This is a genomic window from Pseudomonas sp. NBRC 111143 (assembly GCF_001320965.1).
GTDB lineage: Bacteria > Pseudomonadota > Gammaproteobacteria > Pseudomonadales > Pseudomonadaceae > Aquipseudomonas > Aquipseudomonas machongensis.
In genome coordinates this window covers 30,120-43,541 of sequence record NZ_BCBT01000054.1, presented here as the reverse complement: position 1 = coordinate 43,541, position 13,422 = coordinate 30,120, and the positions used below count along the sequence as shown (strand labels likewise).

The 13,422-nt window shown below is 66.9% G+C and carries 1 protein-coding gene; it reads right to left on the bottom strand.

All coding sequences use genetic code 11. The annotated features are described in order from the left end of the window. Nucleotides 1–448 precede the first annotated feature (448 nt). Complete coding sequence (locus APH44_RS23345; protein WP_054894777.1) at nucleotides 449–13,402, bottom strand: non-ribosomal peptide synthetase; 12,954 nt, start codon at nucleotides 13,400–13,402, stop codon at nucleotides 449–451. Between the last annotated feature and the right edge of the window lie 20 nt (nucleotides 13,403–13,422).

Here is a 13,422-nt window from a genome sequence, read left to right as displayed (position 1 = left end):
GAGGCTTTTAACATGCGAAACCTACCTCCTCCGCCTCCCGACCCAGCCCCAGGGGAACCCGATATTGAAATGAGCCGCATGTCCAGCCCACCTCCCCACCCAAATGGCCCTTCCGATAACGTCGTCAATATGGAATCGGAAGTTTTATCTAATACTGAACAGACTCTACCTCGACGGCCTAGTACACCGGGCCAAGAAACTCCGGAAGTACTGTTGCCAGCCCCCGCCGGCGGTAGCTTAAACCCCAGCCGGCGTCCAAGCACGTCAAGCAGCCCGGACTTATCAAGTAGTTCAACTCTGTCAAGTAGCTCAACCCTGTCAAGTGCCTCTTCAGCGCAAAGGAAAAGATCCGATAGACCCGGGCCTAGCAAGCGCAAAAGAAGCATTAAGATCACACGGCTTTAAATACAGCACGACACCAGCACTCCCGCGCGGGTGTCGTGGCCTGTTACAACCCCTCCAACTCCGCCATCAGATCACTCAACCGATCCACCTTATCCTCATCCAACGCACTGCCCTGCAACCCTTCGACATACGCCGCCAGCTCTTCCACGGTGCTACACTCGAACATCGCCCGCAGCGGCACATTCAGCTGCAGGCGCTTCTGCACGCGTGAGGCAATCTGCGTGGCCAGCAAAGAATGCCCGCCCAGTTCGAAGAAGTTGTCGCGCACCCCGACCCGCTCAGCCTTGAGCACCTCGCCCCAGATAGCGGCCAGGGTCTCTTCCAGCTCGCTGCGCGGCGCCAGGTAGTCCTGGCTGTGCTGGCCACCGATCTCGATGACCGGCAGCGCCTTGCGATCGAGCTTGCCATTGGCATTGTGCGGCAGGTTATCGAACCAGGCCCAGTGCAGGGGCACCATGTACTCCGGCAACTCGGCACGCAGACGCTGCTTGATCTGCTCGAGCAGACCCGCATCGGCCACCACGCCCTGATGGGCTACCAGGTAGCCAACCAGATGCTTGCCATTGGCGCCCTCCTGGACACCGACTGCCGCATCGCGAATCTGCGGCTGCTCGTGCAGGCGCGCTTCGATTTCGCCAAGTTCGATGCGGTAGCCGCGGATCTTCACTTGGTGGTCAATGCGCCCGACATATTCGAGCACACCATCGGCACGGCGCCGCGCCAGGTCGCCGGTGCGATACAGGCGCTCGCCCGGCCCTCCATGCGGATGCGGGATGAAGGCCAGGGCCGTACGCACCGGGTCGCCAACATAACCGCGACCGACACCCCTGCCGGCCACGCACAGCTCGCCCACCGCGCCCAACGGTACCAGCGTCTGCTCTTCGCCGTAGAGGTACAGGCGGTTGTTGTCGGTCGGGGTTCCGATGGGCAGGTAGCTGCCGCGGGTCGAGTCGGCATCGACACGGAAGAACGCCACATCGTCCGAACATTCGGCCGGACCATAGGCGTTGACCAGGCCGATCTGCGGATAGCGCTCCAGCCACTGGGCGGCCAGCTCCGGAGGCATCGCCTCGCCGGTCGGCAGCATCCAGCGCAGGCCATCCAATGCCTGATGATCGTTGGCCAACATGCCCTGGATCAACGAAGGCACGCTTTCCAGCACGGTGATACCGCTGGCCTGGACATGCGCCAGCAAGCCCTGGGGATCGTGGGCAATGGCATTTGGCACGATCTCGACACGGGCCCCGAACAGCGGCGCTGCCAGGAACTGCCACACCGAGATGTCAAAGCTCTGCGAAGCGGTCTGGGCGATCACGTCGTGCTCGTCCAGCGCCAGGTACGGCACCTTGCTCAGCTGGTTGTTGAGCATGCCGCGCTGCTCGACCATCACGCCCTTGGGCAGTCCGGTGGAGCCCGAGGTGTAGATCACGTAGGCCAGGTTGTCCGGCCCGCTGTGGATACCCGGGTTGTGGCCAGCGACCTGGCTAGCCTGGATATCCTCCCACACCAGCAGCTTCGGCCGTACCGCCCCGCTCAACTCGTCGAGCAACTGACCCGCCTGCTCGGCACAGGCGGCGCTGCACACCAGCACCGGTGTGCGGCTGAGCTCGACGATACGCTGCAGGCGCGCCGAGGGCAGGCCCGGATCCAGCGGCAGGTAACCCGCACCGGCCTTGAAGCTGCCAACGATCATCCCCAGCAGCGGCAGACCACGCTCGGCCAGCAGGGCAACGGGCTGATCGATGCTCACTCCGGCTGCGACCAGCGCATGTCCCAGGCGGTTGGCGGCCAGGTTGAGCCCGGCATAGTCGTAGGACGCCTCCAGGCAACGGGCGGCGATACGCTCGGGGTGCGCCGCAACGCGTGCCTCGAACAGCTCGACATAGCTCTGCTCCAAGGTATAGGCGTGCTCGGTGCGGTTGCAGTCCTCGAGCAGGAAGCGCTGCTCGTCGGCACCCAGCAGTGGCAGTGCCTGGACCTCACCCTCGAAGCCTTCGACCAGCGCCAGCAGCAGACGCTTGAATTCGGCCAGCAGGCGCTCGACGGTCGGGTAGTCGAAGTAGCGCTGGTCGAACGACAGGTGCAGGCCCAGGTCGTCACCCGGGTAGCACACCGCTGTCAGCGGGAAGTTGGTGTGGGTACGGCCCGAGTCGGAGCTGGCGTTCAAGTGCTGGGCGTGGTCAAGCACATTGCTCTCGACCGGCGCGTTTTCGAACACGAACAGGCTGTCGAACAGCGCCTGCCCCTTGGGCAGCTCGCTGCACTCCTGGATCGCCACCAGCGGCAGGTACTCGTATTCACGCAACTGCATGTTGCGATCGAGCAGGCCTTGCAGCCACTGACGCACGCTCTGGCGCTCGCCGGCCGCCGGCAGCTGCACGCGCAAGGCGATGCTGTTGATGAACAGCCCGACCGTGCGCTGCATCTGCGGCAAGCCCACCGGGCGCCCGGCAACGGTCACCCCGAACACCACGTCGCGCTCGCCGCTGTAGCGGGCCAGTACCAGTGCCCAGGCCGCCTGGGCGAAGGTGTTGACGGTCAGTTGATGAGCCTGCGCCAGTTCACGCAGACGCGCCCCCTCGCTCACCTCAAGGCGGGTGTAGCAATCGCCGACGATCATGCCGTCCCCGGCGTGGTCATGGCGCAGCGGGCGGTCGCTGGGGATCGCCGTGGCGCGTTCGAAGCCGGCCAGGTTGGCCTGCCACCACTGGCGTGCTTCGTCCAGGTCCTGGCGCTGCAGCCAGCCGATGTAGTCGCGATAGCGCGGCGGCACCGGCAACTGCGCGGCACGGCCTTCGCCCAGCGCCTGGTAGACCTCGAAGAAATCGTTCATCAGCAAAGAGCGGCACCAGGCATCGATGAGGATGTGATGGTTGCTCATCATGAACCAGTAGCGCTCATCGGCCACACGCACCAGGCGCAGGTGGAACGGCGCCTCGCGCAGCAACTCGAATCCGGCTTCGCGCTCCTGTTTGTGCAGGGCTTGCAGGCGGGCTTCCTGGCTGGCGTCATCGAGGTCGCGCCAGTCCTGGTAGTCGACGGCGGTCTTGCCGGGCTTGTGGATGATCTGCAGCATCGCTTCGCCGGCGTTCCAGCTGAACGACGCGCGCAGGGCCTCGTGGCGCGCCACCACCGCCTGCCAGGCCTGAGCGAAGCGCTCCGGCTCCAGCGCACTGTTGATGCGGTAGCGGTCCTGCATGTAGTAGATGCCGGTGCCGGGTTCCAGCAGGGTGTGCAGCAGCAGCCCTTCCTGCATTGGCGTCAGCGGGTAGACATCCTCGATCTCGCCAGCCGGCACCGGCAGCGTGTCGATCTGCTCCTGGGTCAGTTGGGCCAGCGGGAAGTCCGACGGCGTGAAGCTGCCGTTGCCCTCGACCAGGCAGTGGGCGACCAGCGCCAGCAGTTCCTGGCGATAGGCTTCGGCCAGCTCGGCGATGGTCGCCTCGTCGTAGCGCTCTGTACTGAAGGTCCAGCGCAGTTGCAAGGCACCGCCATAGACCTGGCCATCCACGCTCAGCCAGTTGGGCAGTGGCGCGTCCGGGTCATGGGCCAGCCCCGCAGGGGCATCCAGCGGCTGGAACACGGCATTGGCGTCGAACTGCTGGTCGAACTGCCCGAGGTAGTTGAAGGTGATGCGCGCCTGTGGCAACGCCGCCATGCGCTCACGCCCCGCAGAATCGGCCAGGTAGCGCAGCACACCATAACCCAGCCCCTTGTGCGGCACCTGGCGCAGTTGCTCCTTGATGCCCTTGATCGACGCACTGCGCGCGGCATCGTCGTCGCCGGTTGCCGGGCTCAAGCTCAGCGGATAGGCGTTGGTGAACCAGCCGACGCTGCGGGTCAGGTCGATATCTTCGAACAGCCCTTCGCGCCCATGCCCCTCGAGCTGTACCAGCACCTGCTCATCGCCGCTCCAGTGGCTCAGGGTGCGTGCCAGAGCGGTCAGCAGCAGGTCGTTGACCTGGGTGTGATAGGCCGCTGGCGCCTGCTGCAACAGTTGGCGGGTCTGCTCGGTGTCGAGCTCGATGGCCAAGGTGCGCGCATGCCGGTGCAGGTTGCCGCCCTGCGGGTGATCGCACGGCAGCTCGCGGCGTACACGACCCAGCTGTCCCTCCCACCAGCCCAGCTCGTCACGCAGCGAGTCGCTGCCGGCATAGCTGGCCAGGCGCGCCGACCAGTCGCCCATTGCATGGGTCTTGGCCGCCAGGGTTTCACCGCGGTACAGCGCCTGCAGGTCCTCCAGCACTACACGCCAGGACACGCCGTCGACCACCAGGTGATGGATGGCCAGCAGCAAGCGTTGCGCGCCTGCGCCATCGGTCAGCAGCAGGCCGCGCAACAGGGGCCCTTGCTGCAGGTCGAGGCTGCGCTGCACGTCGGTATAGAGCGCCTGGCAATCGTCGAAGTCAGCGACGGTCGCCGTCCACAGCAGCGGCTGGGCGCCGGCCTGGTCGTATTCCCCCTGCCAGCGGCCAGCCACTTGGGTGAAGCGCAGGCGCAGGCTGTCGTGATGCTGCACCAGCGCCGCCAGCGCAGCCTCAAGCCGGTCAGCGAGCAGCGATTTGCGTGCTTCGAGCAGCACAGCCTGGTTCCAGTGCTGTGGCTGTGGCACTTCGCTGTCGAAGAACCAATGCTGGATCGGCGTCAGGCCGATACGGCCCTGACGCGCCCCCTGCTCCACATGCGTTGGCCCCGCGCCATGGGTGACCACGGTTGCCAGGGTCTGGATGGTCTGGTGCTGGAACAGGTCGCGCGGGGTGAACTGCAGGCCCAACTGACGGGCGCGACTGACCACCTGGATCGACAGGATCGAGTCACCGCCCAGTTCGAAGAAATTGTCCTGCACACCCACGCGCGAGACATTGAGCACCTCGCGCCAGATTTGCGCCAACTGCGCCTCCAACTCATTGGCCGGCGCCTGGTACAGCTGGTGTGCCTGCTCGAGATCCGGCGCTGGCAGCGCACGACGGTCGAGCTTGCCATTGCCCATCAGCGGCAGGCGATCGAGCAGTACCAGGTGCGCAGGCACCATGTAGTCGGGCAGGTGTTGCCGTGCATGGGCTTTGATCGCCTCGCGCAGGTGCGCCTGGGCATCACTGCTCGCCTTGGCCTGAGCGCAGACCAGGTAGCCCACCAGTTGCTTGCCGCCCGGCAGGTCGAGGGCCAGAACCACGGCCTCCTCGACATCGGCGTGCTCCTGCAGACGGCTTTCGATCTCGCCCAGCTCGATACGGAAACCACGGATCTTCACCTGCTGGTCAGCGCGGCCGATGTACTCGACCAACCCGTCGGCGCGCAGGCGCACCAGATCGCCGGTGCGATACAGCCGGCCACCGTCATGGCTGAAGGGATCGGCGACGAAACGTTCGGCCGACAGCCCCGGGCGGTCGTGATAGCCCTGGGCGAGGCCCGCGCCACCGACATACAGCTCACCGATGCCGCCCTGGGGCAACAGCGCCAGGTCCTCGTCGAGGATGTAGCCGGTGCGCGCCCCGATCATGCGGCCAATCGGCACGCTGCCAGCATCGGCCGACAAGGTTTCGGGGGACAGGCACGCCAGCGGCATGACCACGGTTTCGGTCGGGCCGTAGGCATTGAAGAATTGCTGCGGGGCGAAGGCCTGGCGGATGCGCTGCAAGTGCTCGCCGGTCAGCGCTTCGCCGCCGGTGATCACCAGGCGCACAGGCAGTTGCTCGCCACGCCCGGCCAGGAACTGCGCCAGCTGGCTGCCATAGCTCGGGGTGAAACCGAGAATGCTCACCTGCTGCTCGCGCACCAGGTCGCAGATCTCTTCGGCGCCCCACTGCCCCTGGGCGCGCAGCACCACACGTGCCCCGCACAGCAGCGGCGTGAGCAGGCGTTCGCTGGCCGCATCGAAGTTGATCGAATAGAAATGCAGCTCGCAATCGTCGCTGCGCATGCCGAAGTCGGCGATCACCGCCTGGCAGTGCATGGCGATCTCGCCATGGCTGACCACCACGCCCTTGGGCTTGCCGGTGGAGCCGGAGGTGTAGATCAGGTAGGCCTGGTGCTGCGGCAGGGTGAGGTTGTCCAGTGGCGCATCGCTGTAGGCGGACAGCGACGCTGCGTCGTCCTCCAGGCTCCAGGTGACGACACCGGCCGGCAGTTCGCCAAGGGTCGCGAGCAGCTCGCGCTGGCCGATCAGCAGGCCCAGGCGGCTGTCCTCGATCATGTAGTGCAGGCGCTCGAGCGGGTATTCCGGATCGAGCGGCACATAGGCGCCACCGGCCTTGAGGATCGCCAGCAGGCCGACCACCATCTGCGACGAGCGCTCCAGCGCCAGGCCCACCCGCACCTGCGGGCCGACCCCGCGCTCACGCAGGGCTCGGGCCAGACGGTTGGCCTGCTGATCGAGCTCGGCGTAGCTCAGGTGCTGGCCGGCGAAGGTCAAGGCCCGGGCCTGCGGCGTGCGCTCCACCTGGGCGGCGAACAGCCCGTGCAGGGTCTGGTCGAGATCGAAATCCTGTTCGCCCTGAAGCTGCCCGACCAGCTCCTGCTGCTCGGCACCCGACAGCATCGGCAGCTCGCACAGGCGTTGCTGCGGATCTTCGAGCATCGCCGCCAGCAACTGCTGCAGGTGTTCGGCCATGCGCGCGATGCGCGGCTCATCGAACAGGTCGCGGCTGTAGGTCAGGCAGCAGCCGAGCCGGCCGTCCAGGTCGGTGACTTCCAGGTACAGGTCGAACTTGGTGGCGCTGGCGTCGTTGACCAGATAGTCCACCTGCATGCCCGCCAGGGTGCGGCTTTGCTGGAAGGCCCAACGCTGCACGTTGCACATCACCTGGAACAGCGGGTTGTAGGCACTGCTGCGCGGCGGTTGCAGGGCTTCGACCAGTTGTTCGAACGGCAGGTCCTGGTGCGACTGGCCGTCGATGATGGTCTGACGCATCTGCTCGAGCAGTGCGGCGGCGCTCATCTGCCCATCCAGTTCGCAGCGCAGCACCTGGGTGTTGAGGAAGGCACCGATCAGCCCCTCGCTTTCCGGGCGGATGCGGTTGGCCACCGGCGCGCCGATACGCAGGTCGCGCTGGCCGCTGTAGCGGTGCAGCAGTGCGGCCAGCGTGGCGGTCATGGTCATGAACAGGGTCAGCCCGCGCTGGCTGTTGAACGCATGCACACGCTCGACCAGCGCCGGGTCGAGGTCGAAGCGGTACAGCTCGCCGCGATGGCTCTGCACCGCTGGACGCGGGCGGTCCGTCGGCAGTGCCAGGACCGGATGCTCGTCGCCCAGGCGCGCTTTCCAGTAGTCGAGCTGGCGCGCGCCCTCACCGCCTTCGAGCCACTGGCGCTGCCAGACGCTGTAGTCCAGATACTGCACTGGCAGCGGCTGCAGCGGCGACTCGCGCTCGTCGACGAAGGCTTCGTAAAGCTCGCCCAGCTCACGGGCGAAGATGTCCATCGCCCAGCCCTCGGTGACGATATGGTGCAGGGTCAGGACGAAATAGTGCTCACGCTCCTGCACCTTGACCAGGCAGGCACGCAGCAACGGACCACGCTCCAGGTCGAACGGCTGGTGCGCCTGCTCGTCGGCCAGCCGCTGCAGACGCTGCTGGCGATTGTCGGCCGGCAGCGCGCTGAAGTCCTGCCAGTCCAGGTGCAGGCCGCTGTCGTCAGCCACGCACTGGTAGGGCTTGCCATCGATGCTGGGGAAGGTGGTACGCAGGGTCTCGTGGCGTACGATCAACGCCTGCAGGGCACGCTCGAAAGCGTCCACATGCAGCGCGCCGCATAGACGCGCCATGCCGCCGACGTTGTACGCAGGGCTGTCCGGTTCCATCTGCCAGAGGAACCACATGCGCTGCTGCGAGTACGACAGCGGCACGGCCTGACGGCGATCGACACGGGTGATCGCACCCTGCAGGTTGCACCCACCGCTGGCTCGGATCCGCGCGATCTCGGTACAGAAGGCACCCAGCTCACTGGCCTCGAACAGCGCCTTGAGCGGCAGCTCGACGTCGCAGGCCTGGCGGCAGCGCGAAACGATCTGGGTGGCCAGCAGCGAGTGGCCACCGAGGGCGAAGAAGTCGTCCTGCAGGCCTACCTGGGGCAGGTTCAGCACCTCGCGCCAGATCGCCGCCACTTGCTGCTCCAGCGCGGACTGCGGCTCGACGTGTTGGCGTTGCTGCCAGACCGGCGCCGGCAGCGCCTTGCGATCGACCTTGCCGCTCGGGCCCAGGGGCATCTGCGCGAGGTGAATCAACTGCGCTGGCACCATGTAAGCAGGCAGTTGCGCGCCGAGGGTCGCCAGCAAGGCGGCACTCTGCTCGACACCGCTGTAGTAGCCGACCAACTGCGCGCCGACAGCGTCGCGGTGGATCAGCACCAACGCCTGCTCGACCCCTTGCTGGGCCAGCAGCACGGCCTGGACTTCTTCAGGCTCGACGCGGAAGCCGCGCACCTTGACCTGCTCGTCGAGGCGCCCGAGGTATTCCAGCGCACCATCGTGCACCAGCCAGCGCGCGCGGTCGCCGCTGCGGTACAGGCGCTGGCCGTCGCCATCGGGTTGCGGCACGAAACGCTCGGCGGTGAGTCCCGGACGTCCCAGATAGCCACGGGCCAGGCCCGCGCCGCCCAGGCACAGTTCGCCCGGCACGCCCGGTGCGGTCAGTTCGAATTCATCATCCAGCACACGGCACAGCACATTAGCCAGTGGACGGCCGATGGGCGAGCGCTCGCCATCCTCGCGCTGGCTGTGCCAGTGGGTGACGTTGATCGCGGTCTCGGTCGGGCCATAACGGTTGTGCAACTGCACCTGGGGGAGCAAGGCCAGGGCCCGGTCGCGCAGGCTGGCAGGCAGCGCCTCGCCGCCGGAGAACAGCCGACGCAGGCTGGTGCAACCTGCGGCCAGCGGCTCCTGGACAAACACCTGCAACAGCGGCGGCACGAAGTGCAGCGTGGTCACTCCATGCTGCTGCACCAGTGCGGCGATGCGCTGCGGATCACGGTGCTCACCAGGGCCTGCCAGTACCAGGCGGCAGCCGGTGACCAGCGGCCAGAAGCATTCCCACACCGACACGTCGAAGCTGATCGGAGCCTTCTGCATCAGCACGTCGTGGTCGTCCAGCGCATAGGTGGCCTGCATCCATTGCAGGCGTTCGGCCAGGGCAGCATGGGTGTTGCCCACGCCCTTGGGCTGACCGGTGGAGCCGGAGGTATAGATCACATAGGCCAGGTGCTCGCCTTCCAGGCGCAGGCCCGGGGCCTGGCTGGGCCAGGTGTCCAGGTGCAGCTGGTCGAGCGCGATGGTACTGACGCCCTCGACCTGGGGCAGGCGCTCGAGCAGGGTGCTCTGGCTCAGCAGCAGGCCCGCACCACAGTCGGCGAGCATGTAGGCCAGGCGTTCGACCGGGTAGTCGACATCCAGCGGCACATAGGCGCCGCCCGCCTTGAGGATCGCCAGCAGGCCGACCAGCAGTTGCGGCGAGCGCTCGACCGCGATGGCCACGCATGTGTCCGGGCCGACGCCCTTGTCGCGCAGGTAGTGAGCCAGGCGGTTGGCCTGCTGGTGCAGGCTGGCGTAGTCGAGCTGACCGCCCTCCCACACCAGGGCGACGCGCTCCGGTGTCAGACGCGCCTGCTCGTTGAGCTGCTCGACCAGCAAGGCTCTGGCGGGCTCGGCAGGGGCCTGACCCCAGGCGAGCAGTTGCGCGCGGCCTGGCTCATCCAGCAGTTGCACCTCGCCCACGGCCAGTTGCGGCTGGGCGCAGACCTGTTCGAACAGCGCCAGCAGGTGCTGAGCCAGGCGCTTGACGGTGCTGGCGTCGAACAGCTCGGCGGCGTAGTCGAAGGCCAGTGTCAGCCGGCCCTGGTGGTCTTCCTCACTGTGCAGCTGCAGGTCGAACTTGGCCTCGCGGCTGTGCCACGGCAGCTCTTCGGCAAGCAGTCCGGGCAGGCGGCGCAGCGCGGAAAGGTCGCGCTGCTGGTGGTTGAACATGACCTGGAACAGGCCCTGCTCACGGGCCTGGGGCAGCGCTTCGAGCAGTTGCTCGAACGGCAGGTCCTGGTGCGCCTGGGCGCCAAGGGTGCGCTCGCGCACCTGGGCAAGCAACTGGTCGAACGGCGTACGGCCGTCGAACTCGGCACGCATGACCTGGGTGTTGATGAAGAAGCCGACCATGGCCTGGGTTTCCAGGCGCGGGCGGTTGGCGTTGGGGACGCCGACGCGGATGTCGGACTGGCCGCTGTAGCGCTGCAGCAAGGCTTGCCAGCCCGCCAGCAGGACCATGAACAGGCTGGCCTGCTGGTCACGGGCCAGGCCCTTGAGCGCTTCGCCGAGTTTGGCGGGCACCTTCATGTTCAGGCGCGCAGCGCGCTGCTCGCACAGCGCCGAGCGTGGATGGTCGGTGCACAGGTCGAGTACCGGCAATTCGTCGCCCAGTTGCGCCGTCCAGTATTCCAGCTGACGTGCAGCCTCACCTTCTGCCAGCCACTGGCGCTGCCAGGTGCCGTAGTCGGCGTAGCCCAGCGCCAGGGGCGCGAGATTGGGTTGCTGGCCCTGGCAGTGGGCGGCGTAGAGTCGGGCGAACTCCTCGAGCAGGATATTCAGCGACCAGCCGTCAGCGACGATATGGTGCAGGGTTACCCACAATTGGTGTTCTTCATCGTCCAGGCGCGCCAGGGTCACCCGCAGCAACGGCCCCTGGAGCAAGTCGAAGGGTTGACGGGCCTCATGCTCGCGACGATTGGCGATCTCGCTGGCGTCCACCCCTTCGAGATCGACACGCTGCAAGGCAAAGTCGGCATGCGCCAGCACATGCTGCAGGGCCTCGCCATCCACTTCGCTGAAGCGCGTGCGCAGGGATTCGTGACGCTCGACCAGCGCCTGGAAGCTCGCCTGCAGCGCCGCCTCATCCAGTTCGCCACGCAGGTGCAGGCCCGCCGGGATATTGTAGGCAGCGGACTGCGGCTCGAGTTGCCACAGCAACCACAGGCGGTTCTGCGCCAGCGACTGCGGCAATGCCTTGGCGCGATCGAGGGTGGCGATGGCGCCGGTGCCCTGCCCGCCCTGCTCCAGCACGCAGGCCACTGCCGCGCTGTAGTCGGCCAGTACAGGCGCTTCGAACAGGGTGCGCAGGCTGAGCGTGACACCCAGCTCGTCGGACAGCCGCGCGGTGACCTGGGTGGCGGCGATGGAGTTGCCGCCCAGCAGCAGGAAGTGATCGTCCGCCGTCACCGCCTCGACCTTGAGCAGGTCGCGCCATACCGCCGCGATGCGCATCTGCAGGGCATCGCCGCCGGCACCCTGCTCGGAGGACGCGGCATCTGCCGGGAAGCGAGCATAGCAATCGAGGCTGCCGTCGCTCATGCGCAGACGGCAGGCCGAACGCTGCAGCTTGCCACTGGAGGTTTTGGGCAGCGCCCCCGGGTTGAGCAGCAAGACCGCGGCCGGCGCCTGGCGGCAGGCGTCGGCGATGACCTGGCGCAGGGTCTTGATCAGCGCTTGCGCAGGCACCGCTTTCTGCACATTGCGGCTGACTTCCACTGCCACGCCGATGCCCTCTTCGCCGCGATCATCCACGGCGAACACCGCCACGCGCCCTTTGCGCAACACATCGACTTCACGCTCGAGGGTCTTCTCCAGATCCTGCGGATAGAGGTTCTGGCCGCGCACGATCAGCATGTCCTTCAACCGCCCGGTGACGAACACCTCGCCATCGCGCATGAAGCCCAGGTCGCCGGTGCGCAGCCAGGTCTGGCCGTCCATCTCGACAAAGGTACGCGCCGTGGCCTCGGGGTTGCGCCAGTAGCCCCGCGCAATGCTCGGGCCGCCGGCCCAGATTTCGCCCACCCGGTTATCGCCCAGCACCGCCAGTTGCTGCGGTTCGACGATGCGCACCGCATGGCCCGGCTGCGGATAGCCGCAGCTCATCAGCACGCTGCCCTTGCCAGGCTCGGCGCGGTTGGCGGCGAAGGCCTCGGCATCGAGCTCCAGCGCGCCGATGCCCTGGCCGCGTCGGCTGCCGCTGACGAACAGAGTGGCTTCGGCCAGCCCGTAGCTGGCGAAGAAGCTGCTCGCCTGGAAGCCGCAGGCGGCGAACTTGCTGGCGAACGTCTCGAGGCTGTCCTGGCGGATCGGCTCGGAACCGGAGTAGGCCACCCGCCAGCGGCTGAGGTCGAGCCCGGCCAAGGCCGCTTCGCTGACCCGCTCGCTGCACAGGCGGTAGGCGAAATCCGGGCCGCCACTGATGGTGCCACCGTATTCGCTGATCGCCTGCAGCCAGCGCAGAGGCCGGGCGAGGAAGTAGCCCGGCGACATCAGCACACAGGGCACACCGCTGAAGATCGGTTGCAGCAGGCCGCCAATCAGGCCCATGTCGTGGTACAGCGGTAGCCAGCTGACGATCACATCGTCAGGGTTGAGGTCGATGCCAAAACCCTGGCGGATCAGTTGCTCGTTAGCCACCAGGTTGCCATGGCTGACCTGCACACCCTTGGGCAGCGCGGTGGAGCCAGAGGTGTACTGCAGGAAGGCGATGTGCTCGCCGGCCAGCGCCGGTTCACGCCAGTCGTCGGCCAGCTCAGGGGCCAGACGGTCCACCGCCAACAGGCCCGGGGCAGCATCCGTCGCCAGAGCATCGAGGCCCTGCAAACTGTCATGAAGCGCTTCTACCGTCAGCAGCAGACGCGGCTGGGCATCGTCGATGATCGACAGCAGCCGCTCCTGATGATGCTGGCGCGAAGACTCCGGCGGATAGGCCGGCACTGCGATCACCCCAGCATACAGGCAGCCGAAGAATGCCGCGACATAGTCCGGACCGCTGGGAAACAGCAGGATCGCCCGATCGCCGAACGTGGCGCGGGCCTGCAGGGCGGCGGCGATGGTACGGGCGCGCAGGTCCAGCTCGCGGTAGCTGAGCACCGCCTGTTCGCGGGGATCGTCGGCAAGAAAGCGCAAGGCGATCCGGTCCGGGGTCGCCGCGGCGCGTTGCGCCAGGGCCTGGACCAGCGTGAGCGGGAGTTCGAAGGCGTCCGTCATGGAGTGTTCCTGCCAGTGTC

What these genes read in the sequence shown, in the direction of transcription:
- APH44_RS23345 (WP_054894777.1), bottom strand. Translation starts at nt 13,402, where the DNA reads ATGACGGACGCCTTCGAACTCCCGCTCACGCTGGTCCAGGCCCTGGCG.